The organism is Novosphingobium sp. PY1 (assembly GCF_017312445.1).
Taxonomy (GTDB): Bacteria; Pseudomonadota; Alphaproteobacteria; order Sphingomonadales; family Sphingomonadaceae; genus Novosphingobium.
This window is the reverse complement of the sequence record NZ_BLTI01000008.1, coordinates 110,305-127,527: the sequence shown is the minus strand read 5'-3', so window position 1 is coordinate 127,527 and position 17,223 is coordinate 110,305. Positions and strand designations below refer to the sequence as shown.

General features: G+C 63.3%; 16 protein-coding genes. 12 read left to right on the top strand and 4 right to left on the bottom strand.

Annotated elements, in window-relative coordinates; translation table 11 throughout:
* Window positions 1–126 precede the first annotated feature (126 nt).
* Window positions 127–843 carry a ribonuclease PH gene (gene rph, locus J3474_RS11985; protein WP_007015269.1) on the bottom strand — a complete coding sequence of 239 codons (717 nt, stop codon included), beginning with the start codon at window positions 841–843 and terminating at the stop codon, window positions 127–129.
* Window positions 844–925: 82 nt separating this feature from the next.
* On the opposite strand from rph, the gene hrcA reads away from it, so the two are divergent.
* From hrcA to J3474_RS11970, 3 genes are all read left to right on the top strand, one after another.
* Window positions 926–1,969: a heat-inducible transcriptional repressor HrcA gene (gene hrcA / locus J3474_RS11980; RefSeq protein WP_013833619.1), complete on the top strand. Its 1,044-nt coding sequence runs from the start codon at window positions 926–928 to the stop codon at window positions 1,967–1,969.
* Window positions 1,970–1,985: 16 nt separating this feature from the next.
* Window positions 1,986–2,573, top strand: a complete 588-nt coding sequence (grpE, locus tag J3474_RS11975) for a nucleotide exchange factor GrpE (RefSeq protein WP_013833620.1) — start codon at window positions 1,986–1,988, stop codon at window positions 2,571–2,573.
* A gap of 130 nt (window positions 2,574–2,703) precedes the next feature.
* Window positions 2,704–2,961 (top strand): glycine zipper domain-containing protein, encoded by a 258-nt coding sequence (locus tag J3474_RS11970; protein ID WP_041558996.1) that lies wholly within the window; start codon window positions 2,704–2,706, stop codon window positions 2,959–2,961.
* Between the two features lie 70 nt (window positions 2,962–3,031).
* On the opposite strand, the gene J3474_RS11965 is transcribed toward J3474_RS11970, so the two are convergent.
* A complete protein-coding gene (locus J3474_RS11965; RefSeq protein ID WP_376706530.1) occupies window positions 3,032–3,424 on the bottom strand; it encodes a hypothetical protein in 393 nt (130 codons plus the stop codon).
* A 110-nt stretch (window positions 3,425–3,534) separates the two neighbouring features.
* Window positions 3,535–4,113, bottom strand: a complete 579-nt coding sequence (locus J3474_RS11960) for a copper chaperone PCu(A)C (protein ID WP_242528380.1) — start codon at window positions 4,111–4,113, stop codon at window positions 3,535–3,537.
* Window positions 4,114–4,308: 195 nt separating this feature from the next.
* Between J3474_RS11960 and dnaK the strand changes: the two genes are divergently transcribed.
* Together dnaK and dnaJ are read left to right on the top strand one after the other, a co-directional pair.
* Window positions 4,309–6,216: a molecular chaperone DnaK gene (dnaK, locus tag J3474_RS11955; RefSeq protein WP_007015263.1), complete on the top strand. Its 1,908-nt coding sequence runs from the start codon at window positions 4,309–4,311 to the stop codon at window positions 6,214–6,216.
* Between the two features lie 78 nt (window positions 6,217–6,294).
* Complete coding sequence (dnaJ, locus tag J3474_RS11950) at window positions 6,295–7,428, top strand: molecular chaperone DnaJ (protein ID WP_013833623.1); 1,134 nt, start codon at window positions 6,295–6,297, stop codon at window positions 7,426–7,428.
* A gap of 27 nt (window positions 7,429–7,455) precedes the next feature.
* Here dnaJ and J3474_RS11945 read toward each other — a convergent pair whose 3' ends face one another.
* The gene (locus tag J3474_RS11945; RefSeq protein WP_013833624.1) at window positions 7,456–9,768 is read right to left on the bottom strand and encodes a patatin-like protein; all 2,313 of its coding nucleotides are present in this window, start codon (window positions 9,766–9,768) and stop codon (window positions 7,456–7,458) included.
* Window positions 9,769–9,838: 70 nt separating this feature from the next.
* On the opposite strand from J3474_RS11945, the gene radA reads away from it, so the two are divergent.
* From radA to proS, 7 genes are all read left to right on the top strand, one after another.
* Window positions 9,839–11,206, top strand: coding sequence for a DNA repair protein RadA (gene radA / locus J3474_RS11940; RefSeq protein WP_007015260.1), 1,368 nt, complete (start codon window positions 9,839–9,841; stop codon window positions 11,204–11,206).
* Between the two features lie 12 nt (window positions 11,207–11,218).
* Entirely contained in the window at window positions 11,219–11,746 is a 528-nt protein-coding gene (locus J3474_RS11935; RefSeq protein ID WP_207094367.1) for a CvpA family protein, read from the top strand.
* Window positions 11,747–11,772: 26 nt separating this feature from the next.
* A complete protein-coding gene (locus J3474_RS11930) occupies window positions 11,773–12,192 on the top strand; it encodes an iron-sulfur cluster assembly scaffold protein (protein WP_207094366.1) in 420 nt (139 codons plus the stop codon).
* 60 nt (window positions 12,193–12,252) lie between these two features.
* Window positions 12,253–13,884, top strand: a complete 1,632-nt coding sequence (locus tag J3474_RS11925; protein WP_207094365.1) for an MFS transporter — start codon at window positions 12,253–12,255, stop codon at window positions 13,882–13,884.
* Window positions 13,874–14,917, top strand: coding sequence for an alanine racemase (gene alr / locus J3474_RS11920; RefSeq protein WP_207094775.1), 1,044 nt, complete (start codon window positions 13,874–13,876; stop codon window positions 14,915–14,917). Before J3474_RS11925 ends, alr begins: the two co-directional genes overlap by 11 nt.
* Before the next feature lie 95 nt (window positions 14,918–15,012).
* Entirely contained in the window at window positions 15,013–15,570 is a 558-nt protein-coding gene (gene phaR, locus J3474_RS11915; protein ID WP_013833629.1) for a polyhydroxyalkanoate synthesis repressor PhaR, read from the top strand.
* Between the two features lie 102 nt (window positions 15,571–15,672).
* A complete protein-coding gene (gene proS, locus J3474_RS11910; protein ID WP_207094364.1) occupies window positions 15,673–17,211 on the top strand; it encodes a proline--tRNA ligase in 1,539 nt (512 codons plus the stop codon).
* Window positions 17,212–17,223 lie beyond the last annotated feature (12 nt).

The following is a 17,223-nucleotide window of genomic DNA, read 5'->3' as shown; positions in this document are numbered from 1 at the left end:
CACTATCCTGTCGGCACCATGTTTCCCGTCACCTCCGGCCCATGACGGGTTCCCGCTCCCTTCGGTCTGGCCTGAAGGAAAGCGGGGCCCGACTGCGCGGAGGCGACGGCCACTCCAGACGAAGCTTTAGCGCCCTACCGCCTTGGCCTGAGCGGCGAAGATGCGTTCGCAGCCAATGCGGGCAAGGCGCAGGAGGCGCAGCAGGCCTTCCTCGTCATAGGTATCGCCTTCCGCGGTGGCCTGGGCCTCGGCGATCTTGCCACCCTCGATCAGCACGAAATTGGCATCGGCACCGGCCGAGCTGTCTTCGATGTAGTCGAGGTCGAGAACCGGGGTGCCCTCGCAGATGCCGCAGGAAATCGCGGCAACGCGCGCTTCGATCGGGTCCTGGAGGATCTTGCCCTCGGCCATCAGCTTGTCGACGGCCAGGCGCAGGGCGACCCAGGCGCCCGAGATCGAAGCCGTGCGGGTGCCGCCATCGGCCTGCAGGACGTCGCAGTCGAGGACGATCTGGCGTTCGCCCAGCTTCTTCATGTCGACGACCGAGCGCAGGCTGCGGCCGATCAGGCGCTGGATTTCCTGAGTGCGGCCCGACTGCTTGCCCTTGGCCGCTTCGCGAGAGCCGCGCGTGTGCGTGGCGCGCGGGAGCATCGAGTACTCTGCCGTGACCCAGCCTTCGCCCTTGCCGCGCAGGAACGGGGGAACCCTTTCCTCGACCGAGGCGGTGACGAGCACGCGGGTATCGCCGAAGGAGATCAGCACCGAGCCTTCGGCATGCTTGGTGAAACCGGTCTGGATGTCGATAGCGCGCATTTCGTCGGGCGCACGGCCGGAAGGTCGCATGTACTGTCCTCGTAGCTAAGATTGCAGCGGCCCTAGGCGTATTAAGCTTGAGGCTGCAAGCCCAATGCCTAAATTGCAGCGCATGACGACACCACCCATCACCGAATTGACCACGAGGGCGCGCGAGATCTTCCGCCTTGTCGTCGAAGGTTACATCGCGACCGGTACTCCGGTGGGGTCCAAGGCCCTGTCCGGCAATACGGGCGTGAACCTGTCATCGGCCTCGATTCGCTCGGTTCTGGCCGATCTCGAATCGCTGGGCCTGCTGGCCGCGCCGCATACGAGCGCGGGGCGGTTGCCGACCGAGGCGGGCCTGCGCCTCTTCGTCGACGGGATCATGCAGGTGGCCGAACCCACGGCAGAGGAACGCGCGGTCATCGAACGGCGGATCTCGCAGCCGGGGCCCATCGAAGCCGCGCTCGAGGCGGCCAGCACGATGCTGTCCAGCCTGACGTCGAGCGCCGGGGTGGTTATGGTGCCCAAGCGCGAGCCGCGCCTCCAGCACCTGCAACTCGTCCCGCTCGCGCCGGGAAGGGCGCTCGCCGTTCTGGTCGGCGATGACGGCGCGGTCGAGAATCGCATCGTCGATCTGCCGGCATCACTGCCCATGGGCGCGCTGGAAGAAGCGTCGAACTATATCTCGGCCCGGCTGACAGGCCGGACGCTGGGCGAGGCGGTCCGGGTCATGCGCTCCGAGATCGCCTCGGGCCAGTCGGCTCTCGATGCGGCAAGCCGCGATCTGGTCGAACGCGGCCTTGCCGTGTGGAGCGAAGACGTGATGCAGCGGCCGGTGCTGATCGTGCGAGGCCAGGCGAACCTGCTCGATGAGGGCGCCTTATCGGATCTCGAACGGGTGCGTTCGCTGCTCGATGACCTTGAAAACAAGCAGTCGGTTGCCGATCTTCTCGAAATGGCGCGAGAGGCTGAATCGACGCGCATTTTCATCGGCTCGGAAAACCGGCTTTTCGCGCTTTCCGGGTCTTCGGTGATCGCATCGCCCTATCGCGACCGGGATGGCCGCGTTGTCGGAGTTGTGGGGGTTATCGGCCCGACGCGGTTGAATTATGCACGAGTCGTCCCCATGGTGGACTTCACCGCCCAGAGCCTGGGCAAGCTCATCGGATAGCTGGAACCTTAGAATAATGACTGAAGACAAGACTCAGCCGTCACAGGATCAGGCTGTAGATCCCGCGGTGGCCGAAGAACTGAAGGGTGTGCCGGAACATATGGTAGACAAGGGCGCAGACAACGACGTCGCCGAAGACGAGCTCGCGAATCTTCGCGAAGAACTCGAAGTCGCCAAGCAGGACGTGCTTTACGCCCGCGCCGAGACGCAGAACGTGCGCCGCCGGCTTGAAAAGGACATTGCCGATACCCGCAATTATGCTGCGACCGGTTTCGCTCGCGACATTCTCTCGGTAGCCGACAACCTTTCCCGTGCGCTGTCGGCGATTCCCGCCGATCTGCGCGAGGACGAGAAGGTAAAGACCTTCATCGCCGGTATCGAGGCCACCAGCCGCGAGATCGAGAAGGTCTTCGGTACCCATGGCATCACCCGCATTGCTGCCATGGGCATGCCGCTCGATCCCAACCAGCACCAGGCCATGATCGAAGTGCCGTCCGCCGATGCGGAGCCGGGAACGGTCGTGCAGGAACTGCAGGCCGGTTACATGATCAAGGACCGCCTGCTGCGTCCGGCCATGGTCGCAGTGGCCAAGAAGCCCGACTGATACGCGTTTCGCCGCCCTGCCATGGGGATAACCGGGGGCAGGGCGGCGACAGTCCGTGGCACAAATCAGGAACCAAGGGGCTTCCCCTCCGTTGATCAGATAGACCCACGCTGATTTTCGGAGACGTTCCATGCGCAAGTTCATCCTCCCCGTTATTGCTGCCGGGGCTCTCGGCCTTGGTGGCTGTGCCAGCAACTATGCCGGCGAAGGCGCGCTCGGCGGTGCAGCTCTCGGGGCCGGTGTCGGCGCCGTGACTGGGGGTGACGTCGGGACCGGCGCTGCGATCGGCGCGGCCGCGGGCGCGGCGGTCGGCTCGCAGGTCGACAAGGACAAGGGTTGCTATCGCTATGACCGCGATGGCCGTCGCTACTGGGACCGCGACTGCTGATCCCACGGCATAGGATTACCGGAAACAAGGGTGCAAGAGCCGATCTTGCGCCCTTTTTTCTTGCCGGTTTCTATGCCGGTGTGCCGTCGAACGGCAAAATGCCAGTGTAGGACTCCAGTGGGGGCGCTCCCGGAACGGCGTGTCCCCGGCGCAGCAGGAAGACATGCCGGACGATTTCGGCCTGCTGTTCGATGCCGTAACGATCGAGCCTCCAGCCCGGTCTCAGCGCATAGTCATAGCGGCATAGCGGATGGCGCATGAGCGGCAGGTACCAGCGTCCTTGACGCTGCGCCTGCCACACATGCGTCATCTCGTGAATGAAGAGGCCCTGCAGCCTCGTCGATGCGCAGGAGAAATCTTCGAGGTAGAGCGTCGAGCGCGGGTGGAAATGGATGTGTCCGCAAGGGGCCATCACCGTGTCGACCGGCTGAAGGGGGAACCAGCGTCGGCGCCGGATCTTCACCGTCGCAAGGTCGATGGCGTCGCCGAAAACCGATCCTGCGAGGGCAACCTCGCCCGGCGTCAGGCAGCGTTCGCCGCCCGGCGCGCAAGGACCGGCTTCGGCAAGGTCGATCAGTGGTGCATTCCCGCCATGTCGCCGTCCTGCATGGAGCCGCCCTCCATTCCGGAATGGTCCATGCTGCCGGTCATGCCGCTTTGCATGCCGCCGCCCATAGTCTCGATTTGCAGCGGCATCGACAGCTTGTCCCCGTCGGCGAAAGTCAGCGTCAGCTCGGTGCTCTCACCGGTCTTGAGCGTATCGTCGATGTCGAAGGCCATGACGTGATACCCGCCGGGAGCGAAATCCAGCACGCCGCCGGGCGCGATCTCGAGCGAGTCCACCGAAGACATCTTGCCGCCTTCGGTCTTGTGCATCTGCACTTTTCCCGCGCCCGAAACATGGACGCCGACCAGGGTGGCCGGCTGCGGTCCTTCGTTGCGGATACTGAAGTAGACTGCGCCCGGGCGGCCTGCGACGACCGGCAGGATCATGCGGCCGTCGCTGCCGGAAATGCCCGGCTTCGCGTCCGGATTGCCTGAATCGGCAGTTTCGGTCGCATTGCTGGCAGGGGCTTCGGACTGCTGGCATCCCGCCAGCGATGCGGCCACGGCCAGCGCCGAAGCAACTGCCACGGAACGAAAGATTTTCACCTGAGACACATCCTTCCTGGAAACCCTCGAAAAATTAGCGGGGGTAATGCCATTGTGGCGGTCTTGTTCCAAGAAAAACCGCTCCTATATCGCCCCCCGACGACATTGAACGTCATCGAGCCGCGCAAGCCGCCTTGCCTCTAGTCAGGGAGGCGATCCGTGCGGTGTCATCCACTGACGTGAGGAATGGGGATAATGGGAAAAGTAATTGGTATCGACCTTGGCACCACCAACAGCTGTGTCGCCGTCATGGACGGTGGCAAGCCCAAGGTCATTGAAAACTCCGAAGGTGCGCGCACGACGCCTTCGATCGTCGCCTTCACCAAGGACGGCGAACGCCTGATCGGTCAGCCGGCCAAGCGCCAGGCTGTCACGAACGGTGACAACACGATTTTCGCAGTGAAGCGCCTCATCGGCCGCCGCTTCGACGATCCGGTGACCAAGAAGGACACCGAGCTGGTTCCGTACCACATCGTCAAGGGCAAGAACGGTGACGCGTGGGTCCAGGCTGGCGGCGAGGACTACAGCCCGTCGCAGATCTCGGCCTTCACCCTGCAGAAGATGAAGGAAACCGCCGAGAGCTATCTGGGCGAGACCGTCACGCAGGCCGTCATCACCGTGCCCGCATACTTCAACGACGCGCAGCGCCAGGCGACCAAGGATGCCGGCCAGATTGCGGGTCTCGAAGTGCTGCGCATCATCAACGAGCCGACCGCGGCCGCGCTCGCCTATGGCCTCGACAAGCAGGACGGCAAGACCATCGCGGTCTACGACCTTGGCGGCGGCACCTTCGACGTCTCGATCCTCGAGATCGGCGACGGCGTGTTCGAGGTGAAGTCGACCAACGGCGACACGTTCCTGGGCGGTGAAGATTTCGACACCAAGCTCGTCGAATGGCTGGCCGACAAGTTCAAGGCCAAGGAAAACATGGACCTGCGGACCGACAAGCTCGCTCTGCAGCGCCTGAAGGAAGCGGCCGAAAAGGCGAAGATCGAGCTGTCGTCGGCTGCGACGACCGAGATCAACCTGCCCTTCATCACCGCGCGCATGGAAGGCGGCGCGACGACCCCGCTTCACCTGGTCGAGACGGTGACCCGCGCCGACCTCGAGAAGATGGTCGCCGACCTCATCAAGCGCACCATCGAGCCGTGCCGCAAGGCGCTGGCCGATGCCGGCATCTCGGCTGCGGAAGTCGATGACGTTGTGCTCGTGGGCGGCATGACCCGCATGCCCAAGGTACGCGAAGTCGTGAAGGAATTCTTCGGCAAGGAACCGCACACCGGCGTGAACCCGGACGAAGTCGTCGCCATGGGCGCGGCGATCCAGGCCGGCGTCCTCCAGGGCGACGTCAAGGACGTGCTGCTGCTCGACGTGACCCCGCTTTCGCTGGGCATCGAGACGCTGGGCGGCATCATGACCAAGATGATCGACCGCAACACGACGATCCCGACCAAGAAGAGCCAGGTCTACTCGACTGCCGAGGACAACCAGCAGGCGGTCACGATCCGCGTGTTCCAGGGCGAACGCGAAATGGCGCAGGACAACAAGCTCCTCGGCCAGTTCGACCTCGTCGGAATCCCGCCGGCTCGCCGGGGCGTGCCGCAGATCGAAGTCACCTTCGACATCGACGCTAACGGCATCGTCAACGTGTCCGCCAAGGACAAGGGCACCGGCAAGGAACAGCAGATCCGCATCCAGGCTTCGGGTGGTCTGTCCGACGCCGACATCGACCAGATGGTCAAGGATGCCGAGAAGTTCGCCGAAGAGGACAAGAAGCGTCGTGAATCGGCGGAAGCCAAGAACAACGCGGACAGCCTCGTCCACGCGACCGAGCAGCAGCTTGCCGAAAACGGTGACAAGATCGACGCTGGCCTGAAGTCGGAAGTCGAGACCGCCATCGCCGAAGCCAAGACGGCTCTCGAAAGCGGCGACACCGCCGAGATCACGGCCAAGGCCCAGGCGCTGACCGAAGTCGCCATGAAGATGGGTCAGGCGATCTACGAGAAGGAGCAGTCCGCTGCTGCCTCGCCGGAGGCCGCGCCTTCGGGTGACGAGGACGTGGTCGACGCCGAGTTCTCGGAAGTCGACGAAAACAAGGGCTGAGCGTCCTGATGAAAACCGTGGGCGTCACCGGTGCAATGCGCGCCGGTGGCGCCCGGGTTATCTACGGGGGTTAGATACGTGTCAGCTACCGAAATAGATTACTACGAACTGCTCGAGGTCGAGCGGACTGCCGACGACAAGACCATCAAGTCGGCCTACCGTCGCCTCGCCATGCGATATCACCCGGACAAGAACCCGGGGGATGCCGAAGCCGAATCCCGCTTCAAGGCCATCAGTCAGGCTTACGACTGTCTCAAGGACCCGCAGAAGCGCGCCGCTTACGACCGCTATGGTCACGCCGCGTTCCAGCAGGGCATGGGCGGTGGCGGCGGCGGCGGAATGGGCGCCGAGTTCGGCGATATCGGCGATATCTTCGAATCGATTTTTGGCAGCGCCTTCGGTGGCGGTGCCCGTCAGCAGGCCCGTCGCGGCGCCGATTTGCGTTATGACATGGAAGTGAGCCTTGAAGAGGCGTTCCACGGCAAGCAGAGCGAAATCACCATCGAAGTCTCGCAATCGTGCGAGCCTTGCAGTGGCTCGGGCGCCGAACCGGGCACCGGCAAGCGCACCTGCAACATGTGCGCCGGTCACGGCAAGGTGCGCGCGCAGCAGGGCTTCTTCGTCGTCGAACGCACCTGTCCGACCTGTCACGGTCGCGGCGAGGTGATCGAGTCTCCCTGCCGTGCCTGCCGCGGCGAGGGGCGCGTCGACATGCCGCAGACGCTGGAAGTGGAAATTCCCGCCGGCGTCGATTCCGGCACGAGGATCCGACTATCGGGCAAGGGCGAGGCCGGGCCTTACGGAGCGCCTCCGGGCGATCTCTACATCTTCCTGCATGTGAAGCGCCACCGCGTCTTCGAACGCGAGGGGACGACTCTTCTCACGCAGGTGCCGATCACCTTCACCACAGCTGCGCTGGGCGGATCGATCGAAATCCCGGGAATCGATGGGGCGAAGATCGCGCTCGATATTCCGGCAGGTATCCAGTCCGGCAAGCAGCTCCGCAAGCGCGGCGCGGGCATGCCTGTTCTGCAGGGCCGCGGGCGCGGGGATCTGGTGATTGAGATCACGGTCGAAACGCCGACCAAGCTCTCTGCGCGCCAGAAGGAACTGCTGCGCGAGTTGCAGGCAACCGAGACCGGTGACGAATGCCCACAGTCGAAAGGCTTCTTCGACCGGATCAAGGACGTGTGGAGCGACCTGACCGAATAGACGAAGCGGAGGTCCGCAGGCGCTCGATCAAAGCGCCTCGACTTCCTTCCTGATCGTCCTGATCAGAGCAGGATCGGCCAGCAGCCGGTCCTGCTCTTCGTTGAGGATTGCCAGAAATGCGTCCTTCTTGAAGGCAGCCAGTTCGCCCTGAGGGATCGCCTGTCCCTTCTCCAGCGTGGAGGCAATCAGGTCGATCATGCGCTCGGCGCCGTGCAGGCGACCCCACAGGTAGTCGTTCTCGCGATAGGCACGGCTGAAAAAGGCGCCGAAGTTGTAGAACTCTGTCCCGCGCAGGGTATCGGCCATGCCGCCCTTGCGGATGGCATGGCAATCCTCGGGCGAAATCCTGTCGACCAGGATCGGATCGAATTCGGTCAGGCCTTCGCCGCGCAGCAGCGGCAGGGTGACCGTGTCGTAGAACGGGAAGCCCAGGTAGGCGAGCAGGACCCTGCGCCGCAGGGTCGGAGGCATCGCTGCGAGTACTTCGGCGAGCATCTCATCGACCTGCGCATCGACCTCGGGCAATGAGCGCCTTGCGGCAATATGATCGAGTACGGCCCCGGGATCGTTGAAGAAATTGCGGGCTGCGGGCGGGAAGTCCTCTCCCAGATAGTGCAGCGGCTCCCGCTCGATGTAGAGCGCAAGGGCCTCGTAGATCGCCGCCCGGGCATCGTCGCGGTCCTGTTCTGTCACGCTGGGATCGCCCTCCCAGTCCTGCGTCACGCGCCGCGCCAGGAAGCGCAGCCGCCGGATCCGGAAAGCCAGGTCGTGGGCGCGGAAGAAGTCGATCATCGGTGCAGACGTGCCTTCGCGCAGGGCCTGCATGCGGTCGAGGCCGTTATCGGCAAGATAGCCGATGAACCGTTGCACTATCGGCTCGGTCGAGGACAGCTCCTGTTCCGGAACGCCTTCATCGACCATGCGGCCGAGCATCGCCAGAATGCCGCTGAACTTGACCTGGGCGTACCCGTGATAGGCAAAGCCGGCCTGCTGGAATGCGGCCTCCTGCGCCTTGTTACGCCATGCCGCAAGCCGCTTGGGAGTGGGGCGGTCGAGGAACAGGGTGCGCCCGAACAGTTTGTCGACGGTCTCTTCGATCTCGGGGCGCAGGGCCAGCACGATGTCGCGCATCGTGCGCATCTCGCGCGAATCGCGATCGAGTGCCTCGAGGTTGTCGCGGATCGGCTGCTCGCGCGGGATCGATGACAGCGAACCGAAGATCACCGGGAAGAAGCCGGGTATCCGGGTATCGCGCCGCATTCTGGGGCCAATGTGATCGGGGGTCGGATCGATATAGACGAAGCGCCGGTCGACTTCCCGCGCGGCAGGGCGGTCGCGCAGTACGGTCATAGCATCGGCAAACGGCGCATTGACGAGGACGGAGCCGTCGATGAGCGAGACACTGTCTATGTCCTTGCGGCTGAAATGTTCCGGCATGACGCGGCGCAGGAAGGCATCGCGGTCGGGCCACTTGCTGGCGGTTTCGGCCACGAGCTTGTCGATTTCCGCAATCTGCAGCGGCGGAAAGGCCCCGGGGAAGCTCGCTGTCGAACGCGCAGCGAGGACCAGCGCCGGGATCGATGCGAGATCCTCGCCCTTGCCCCGCGACTTGACGTGAAAATCGATGGTCAGGCGATGCTCGCTTTCCAGCACCAGTTCGGGCGAGTGGAGCCGCAGGGTTTCAAGGTGTCCCTTGAAGTCGGTCGCCGTCACGAACAGGTCGAGCGGGTGCCGCGCCGGAAGCAGGGGCTTGCCCTCGGGCGCTTCTGCCATCGCCATCATCGCCCGGTTGATGAGGCGCGAGAAGCCGATGCCGCTGAAGGGCGGCTCGAACCAGCGCGAGCGGATCAGGCGCGAGAGCTTGTCGCGCACTTCGGTGCGGGTCTCAGGGGCGACCGAAGCGCTCACCGCATTGCCGGGGCGGTGGAGGAGGTAATAGACGATCGGACTTGCCCAGAACTTGGCGGCACGCGACCAGGGCTTGGCGTCGGGATCGAGCAGGACGTCGACGTCAGCGCATTCGAGCCACAGTTCGGTCAAGGGTTCGAGCGACTGGCCGGTGTGGATCGCCTGGGCGAGGAAGATGCTGTTGATCCCGCCCGCGCTCGCCCCGGCGACGATGTCGGAAAGAACCCGCAGTTTCAGGTTGCTGCCCTGTTCCAGCCTGCGCAGCAGCCGTGCATAAACGGCCTCGCTGCTCTCAAGGATGCCCTCGTCGGCCCAGAACGCCCGGCTTGCCCGAAGGACCTTCCACAGCTCCTTGGTCACGCCATGCATGTAGACGGCAAGAGAGATGCCCCCATAGCAGACGAGCGTGATCCGCAGTTCTTTCTGCCGCATTCCACATACTTGGCCCGGATCAAGGAGAAAGGCAATTGCGTTCTCATTCCGTTCCGGATAGGCGCAGCCTATGGCAAAGCCCAAACGTCGTTACGTATGTCAGAATTGCGGAAGCGTCGCGACCCGGTGGCAGGGGCAGTGCGCCGACTGCGGTGAGTGGAACTCGCTTGTCGAGGAAGCACCGCAGACGGTCTTTTCTTCCAAGCACGATCTCTCCTCCGGCGGTCGCCCGATCCAGTTCACCCCGCTCGACCAGCCCGGCGAAATTCCCCAGCGACAGGCCAGCGGCCTTGCCGAGTTCGATCGCGCCCTGGGTGGCGGCCTGGTCCCCGGATCGGCGATCCTCATGGGCGGGGATCCGGGTATCGGCAAGTCGACGCTGCTGCTGCAGGCCTCGGCGCACATCGCCAGGGCCGGGCGTGACGTCGTCTATGTCAGCGGCGAGGAAGCGTCCGGTCAGGTTCGGCTGCGGGCTGAACGCCTTGGCCTGTCGAAGTGTCCGATTCGCCTGGCCTCCGCAACATCGGTGCGGGACATCCTCACGACGCTGGGGATGGATGAGCCGCCGTCGCTCCTGGTCATCGATTCGATCCAGACGATGCACTCGGACCAGATCGAGGGGGCGCCCGGGTCGGTCAGCCAGGTGCGCGGGTGCGCCTTCGAACTGATCCGCTACGCCAAGGAAAACAGCGTCACCCTCATCCTCGTCGGTCACGTCACCAAGGACGGCAATATCGCCGGTCCGCGCGTGCTGGAGCACATGGTCGACGTGGTGATGAGCTTCGAGGGGGAACGCAGTCACCAGTACCGCATCCTGCGCTCGCTCAAGAACCGTTTCGGTCCGGTCGACGAGATCGGCGTCTTCGCCATGGAGGGCGACGGACTTGCCGAAGTCGGCAATCCCTCGATGCTGTTCCTTTCTGGCCGCGAGGAACCGATGGCGGGCAGCGCGGTCTTCCCGGCGATGGAAGGGACCCGGCCAGTCCTCGTGGAAATACAGGCGCTTATCGTGCGCCTACAGAGCGGGGCGACGCCGCGCCGTGCCGTCGTCGGGTGGGACAATGGCCGCATGGCCATGCTGCTCGCCGTGCTCGAGGCACGCTGCGGCCTCAATTTCTCCAGTGCGGAAGTCTATCTCAACGTCGCTGGCGGTTATCGCCTTGCCGATCCGGCGGCCGACCTTGCCGTGGCCGCTGCGCTCGTCTCGGCCCTCGGTGACAAGCCTCTGCCGACGGACGCTGTCTGGTTCGGCGAAGTTTCGCTCGCCGGTGAGATTCGGCCCGTGGCCCATTCATCGATCCGACAGCGCGAATCGGCGAAACTTGGCTTTGGCAAGGCTATTGGACCTGCCGGTGGACCACCGCCCGACAAGGGCATCCGGTTTTCCGGTCTGACAATGCTTCCCAACCTCGTTGACCGCATTCTTTCGGATGCTTAATTGCAGTTTACTATGAGTGGCTTCGATATCGTTGTCCTGCTGTTCGTGGGGATCGGGGCCCTGACCGGCTTCTTCCGCGGCTTCGTGCAGGAAATTCTCACGCTGGCGGCGTGGATATTCGCAATTTTCGCAATTCGCATGTTCCATACACCCGTCACCGAAGTGCTCGTCCCCTACATCGGAGAGGGTTCGGGATCGGCGATCCTTGCCTTTGCGCTGCTGTTGCTGGGGCCTTACGTGGCCGTGAGGCTTGTCGCCCGCTGGGCCGGCAGCAAGAGCCGCGGTTCGCTGCTGGGGCCGATCGACCGGGTCCTGGGTTTCGGGTTCGGCGCGGTGAAGGGCGTCATCATCGTCGTGCTGGCCTTCTCGGTGCTGGTTCTTGGATATGATACCGTATGGGGCGTTGCCGGCCGGCCCGATTGGATCGTGACCGCGCGATCCTATCCCTTCGTCAATGCCAGCAGCGAAGCCATGGTGAAGATGATCAACGAGCGGCGCCAGCAGCTCAACGAGGAGGATGCTGCGGTCGCGGTCGAGTAGCCCCAATCGAAGCAAGAGCCACCCCTGTGTCGACCACTGTCCTTTACACCCCCGAGGTCCTTTCGCTGGCGGTCGCGCTTGCGCGCTTTCCGTGGCGCGAGGATTTTCCGCTGCAGGGAGAGGCCCGCTCACGTTCGTGCGGCAGCACGATTGCGCTGGGCCTCGCGGTCGATGAGCGCGGTACAGTCACCGAGGTCGGCGTGCGCAGCCAGGCCTGCGCCATTGGACAGGCTGCGGCGGCGATCTTCGCAGAGGCCGTCGTCGGCATGACCGGGCGCAAGGTGCACGAGGCGGGAAGGGCCTTGGAAGACTGGTTGGCCGGAAAGGTCGACCTGCCGGACTGGCCGGGACTCGAACGCATTGCCGCTGCCCGGGACTATCCGGGGCGACACGGCGCGGTAATGTTGCCGTGGAATGCAGCGATGCAGGTGCTTCCCTCCGCCTGATCGGCGGTTTAAACGCCTGTCGGGGCCCGATAACGCGGACGAGGGGGAAGTTTCAGAAAAATGGCTGACGTACAGCAGCATCCACATGCACCCGAGCCGAGTGCATCGGACATCAAACTCGTCATTGCGGCTTCCTCGATGGGTACCGTGTTCGAGTGGTACGACTTCTTCATCTACGGAACGCTGGCCGGCATCATCGGCAAGACCTTCTTCCCTTCGGGCAACGCGACGCTCGAGACGCTGCTGGTCTGGGCCGGCTTCGCGGTAGGCTTCGGCTTCCGTCCGCTTGGCGCAGTGCTTTTCGGTTTTCTCGGGGACAAGCTTGGACGCAAGTACACGTTCCTTGTCACCGTCACGTTGATGGGCATTGCGACAGCCGGCGTCGGTTTTATCCCTTCGGCCGAGACCATCGGGCTCGCCGCTCCGGCGATCATTCTCCTGCTGCGTATCATGCAGGGTCTTGCGCTAGGCGGCGAATATGGCGGAGCGGCGATCTATGTCGCAGAGCATTCTCCGCCCAATCGCCGCGGCTTCTTCACCGGCTTCATTCAGGCAAGCGTCGTCGGCGGCTTCGTGCTCAGCCTGATCGTGGTCCTGACCTGCAAGGGACTGATGAGCGAGGAATTGTGGAACGCCTGGGGTTGGCGGGTTCCCTTCCTGCTCAGCATGATCCTGCTCGCAGTGTCGCTGTGGATGCGCCTGAAGCTCTCGGAAAGCCCGGTCTTCAAGGCGATGCGCGAAGAGGGCGAGATCGCGGGCAACCCCTTTGTCGAGAGCTTCACTTATCCTGGTAACAAGAAGCGCATCTTCATCGCGCTATTCGGGATTGCGGCAGGTCTGACGGTGATCTGGTACACGGCCATGTTCTCCGCGCTCAGCTTCCTCAAAGGGGCGATGCGCATGGAAGCAACGACGGCGGAAATCATCATCGGCATTTCCGCAGGCCTGGGCATGGTTTTCTTCGTATTGTTCGGTTCGCTTTCGGACAGGGTCGGGCGCAAGAAGCCGATCGTGTGGGGTTACCTTGCTGCGCTGGTGCTGATGTTCCCCCTGTTCTGGACGATCGGCGCTCACGCCAATCCTGCCCTTGTGCAGGCCAATGCGAACTCGCCGGTCGCGGTTTCGGGGCCCGACTGCAGCTACAATCCCTTCGCGTCTGTCCAGGAGAGCGATTGCGGCAAGTTGCTCGAAGATCTGACGGCGGCGGGAATAACCTACGAACTGGCCAATGGCACCGATCTTGAACTTCACATCGGCGGTGAGGCGTTGCCGGTCGCAGCCTATCCCTGGGATGACAAGGAGGCGCGCAACGCCGAGTTGCAAGGCTGGCTGACCGACGCGGGCTACGACCTCGGAGTCGTCAGGCCGACCGTCAAGGATGCCCTTGTCATCGGCGTCATGCTGCTGGTCTTCATGGCTCTGTCAGGCGCAACATACGGGCCGGTCGCGGCACTTCTGTCGGAAATGTTCCCGCCGCGTATCCGTTACAGCTCGATGTCCATTCCCTATCACATCGGAACCGGCTACTTCGGCGGCTTCCTGCCGCTGATTTCGAGCTACATGGTCGCGACCAGCGGGAATCCATACCAGGGTCTGTGGTACACCTGGGGCATCGTCGCGATTGCCCTGGTGGTCGCAATCTGGGGTTTGCGGGGCGGTCCCCCGCGCGATTACGGTGATGATGCTGCCTGAACTGCCCGAGCCGCCGCTGCGGCTGAATCTCGACTGGAATGCCCTTAAAGCCAATTGGCAGGCCCTTGACCGCCTCTCGGGCAAGGCCCGGGCCGGCGCTGCGGTCAAGGCCGACGGCTACGGCCTCGGCGCTCGCAAGGCCACGGCAATGCTGCTCGAAGCGGGGTGCCGCGATTTCTTCGTCGCGCACTGGGCAGAAGCCGCCGACCTGCTCGATATCGTCGATCCCGGCTCGATTTCGGTCCTGCACGGCCCGCAATCGGCCGAGGATTGCGCCTATGGTCAGGCGATCGGGGCTAGGCCTGTCATCAATTCGCTCTCGCAGGCGCAGCGCTGGCTCGATGCCGGCGGAGGTCTTTGCGATCTCATGATCGATACCGGCATGAACCGCCTCGGGGTGCCCATGAGCGAGATCGGCAGCGAACTCCTCGCCCGTCTCGATGTCGATGTCTTGCTTTCGCACCTCGTTTCGGCCGAGGAGGAATCTTCCCTCAACGCCTTGCAGTGCAGCAGATGGCTTGAGGCACGAGAGTCGATTGGCCATCGACGTGCCAGCCTTGCGAACTCGGCAGGCATCGCGCTTGGCGCTGAATTTCATGGAGATCTCACTCGGCCGGGTGTTTCGCTTTACGGCGGAATCCCGCGTACCGATATGGGACGGCTGATCCGGCAGGTGGTCCGCCCTGAAGCGATGATCATGCAGGTGCGCCATGTCGCGGCGGGGGAGACGGTGGGCTACAATGCCACCTTCACGGCAAAGGCGGCGATGCGGGTCGGCACCGTCTCTACGGGTTATGCCGACGGTTACCTGCGCTGCTGGTCCAACAAGGGTCACTTTGAGGCAAATGGCGCAAAACTGCCGGTCCTTGGCCTCGTCAGCATGGACATGACGGTGATCGACCTGACCCATGCAAACGATATCGGCGAGGGCGACTGGGTCGGCGCCGCCTACGATCTGCCAAGTGCATCTGTAGAGACGGGGCTCACGCAGTACGAATTGCTGACCCTGCTGGGCCGTCGTTTCCGTCGCTGACCGCAATTGCCAAGCCTTTTGCTGCGCAGCAATTTGTGTTGCATCGCGACAATGCGGGATGATACCATAAGCTACTGTCTGGACGGGGATTGGTCATGGCTGAAGCGGCGTCGCGCGACGACAACACTGTTATAATCAAAAAATACGCAAACCGGCGGCTCTATAACACGCAATCGTCGAGCTACATCACGCTTGAGCATCTTGCGAAGATGACGCGCGAAGGCGTGGACTACAAAGTGCTCGACGCGAAGAGCGGCACCGACATTACGCACACGATCCTTACGCAGATCATCATGGAGGAAGAATCCAACGGTGAGCAGATGCTCCCGGTGAACTTCCTGCGTGAACTGATCAGCATGTACGGCAACTCGATGCAGTCGCTGATTCCGCACTATCTTGAAGCATCGATGGAAAATTTCCGCGCCAACCAGACGAAGCTGCACAAGGCTTTCGAGGATAGTCTTGGCAACAATCCGCTCGCCAAGCTGGCCGAGCAGAACATGGCGATGTTCAAGGCGGCAGCGGCGGCATTCATGCCCGGCGGCGAGAAGAACGAGAGCAAGCCCGCCGCTCCGGCAGAGGGGGACGACCTTTCCGCGCTGCGCGATCAGATGGCGGAAATTCAGAAGAGGCTTGACGCGCTGGGCAAATAAAGGCCAGCGGGGTGCGTTCCGGCCACGGGGTATCCCGCGGCCGGCCCCGATTCATGCGACGGATGGTCTGTCGCATTGCAGCAAGTCAGGAAGAACGCACCCGTGTCCGCCATTCGCCACGCCCTCTCGACCAAGCGCGAGGACGATTTCGCCCAGTGGTACCAGGAAGTCATTTCCGAGGCTGAAATGGCCGAGGAGTCCGGCGTCCGCGGCTGTATGGTCATCAAGCCCTGGGGCTACGGCATATGGGAGCGTATCCAGCGCCTCATGGACGACATGATCAAGGCTGCCGGCGTCCAGAACTGCTACTTCCCGCTGTTCATTCCGCTGTCCTATTTCGCCAAGGAAGCCGAGCACGTCGAAGGCTTCGCGAAGGAAATGGCGGTGGTCACGCATCACCGTCTTGTCGCGGACGGCAAGGGCGGCCTCGTGCCGGACCCGGAAGCGAAGCTTGAAGAGCCGCTCATCGTGCGTCCGACTTCGGAAACCGTGATCGGCGCGGCGATGGCGCGCTGGGTCCAGTCGTGGCGCGACCTGCCGCTGCTGACCAACCAGTGGGCCAACGTCGTGCGCTGGGAAATGCGCACGCGCATGTTCCTGCGCACCAGCGAATTCCTCTGGCAGGAAGGCCACACCGCCCACGCCGATCGTGACGATGCGATGGTCGAGACGTTGCGCGCACTCGAGATGTACCGTGCCTTCGCCGAAGGGCCGCTCGCCATGCCGGTGATTGCCGGCGAAAAGCCCGAGAACGAACGCTTCCCCGGCGCAGTCGCGACTTACTCAATCGAGGCGATGATGCAGGACGGCAAGGCGCTCCAGGCGGGTACCTCGCACTACCTTGGCACCGGTTTCGCCAAGGCTGCGGGTATCCAGTACCAGGACAGGGAAGGAACCCAGCAGTACGCCCATACGACGAGCTGGGGTACCTCGACCCGTATGATCGGCGGCCTGATCATGACGCACGGCGACGATGACGGCCTGCGCGTTCCGCCGATGGTTGCACCGCACCAGATCGTCATTCTGCCTATGCTGCGCGAAAACGACGAGGATGAAGCGCTTCTCGCCTATTGCGAGGAACTGCGCTGCGCACTTGCCTCGCAGTCGGTACTCGGCGAACCTGTGCGCGTCCTGCTCGACAAGCGTCCGGGCAAGGCCACCCAGAAGCGCTGGGCGTGGGTCAAAAAGGGCGCTCCCCTGATCCTCGAGATCGGTGGACGCGATGCCGCGGGCGGGCAGGTCTCCATGCTGCGCCGCGACCGTTTGTGGAACGACAAGGCCAAGGCCAACTTCATCGGTCTGGCAAAGGATGATTTCGTCGCGCGTGCCGCCTCGGAAATCGAGGACATCCAGTTGTCGCTTTATGCAGAGGCGCGCGCGAAGCGCGATGCCAACATCACGCGTGTTTCCAGCTTCGATGAAGTCGCTGCCTTCTTCTCCGAGGAAAAGCGCTACCCGGGATGGGTCGAGGTTGAATGGGCACGCCCGACCGGCGAGGAACTGGAGGATGTGATCAAGCGCCTCAAGGAGCTCAAGCTGACGATGCGCAACACCCCGCTCAATGCCGAGCCGGTGACGGGTAACTGCATTTTCACGGGACGTCCGGCCGTCGAAAGGATATACGTCGCAAGGGCTTACTGATCGAAAGCAGGA

Bases quoted from the DNA above. Each gene is read 5' to 3' on its own strand.
- rph (WP_007015269.1), bottom strand. From the start codon at position 843: ATGCGACCTTCCGGCCGTGCGCCCGACGAAATGCGCGCTATCGACATC.
- hrcA (WP_013833619.1), top strand. From the start codon at position 926: ATGACGACACCACCCATCACCGAATTGACCACGAGGGCGCGCGAGATC.
- grpE (WP_013833620.1), top strand. From the start codon at position 1,986: ATGACTGAAGACAAGACTCAGCCGTCACAGGATCAGGCTGTAGATCCC.
- J3474_RS11970 (WP_041558996.1), top strand. From the start codon at position 2,704: ATGCGCAAGTTCATCCTCCCCGTTATTGCTGCCGGGGCTCTCGGCCTT.
- dnaK (WP_007015263.1), top strand. From the start codon at position 4,309: ATGGGAAAAGTAATTGGTATCGACCTTGGCACCACCAACAGCTGTGTC.
- J3474_RS11945 (WP_013833624.1), bottom strand. From the start codon at position 9,768: ATGCGGCAGAAAGAACTGCGGATCACGCTCGTCTGCTATGGGGGCATC.
- radA (WP_007015260.1), top strand. From the start codon at position 9,839: ATGGCAAAGCCCAAACGTCGTTACGTATGTCAGAATTGCGGAAGCGTC.
- J3474_RS11935 (WP_207094367.1), top strand. From the start codon at position 11,219: ATGAGTGGCTTCGATATCGTTGTCCTGCTGTTCGTGGGGATCGGGGCC.
- J3474_RS11925 (WP_207094365.1), top strand. From the start codon at position 12,253: ATGGCTGACGTACAGCAGCATCCACATGCACCCGAGCCGAGTGCATCG.
- alr (WP_207094775.1), top strand. From the start codon at position 13,874: ATGCTGCCTGAACTGCCCGAGCCGCCGCTGCGGCTGAATCTCGACTGG.
- phaR (WP_013833629.1), top strand. From the start codon at position 15,013: ATGGCTGAAGCGGCGTCGCGCGACGACAACACTGTTATAATCAAAAAA.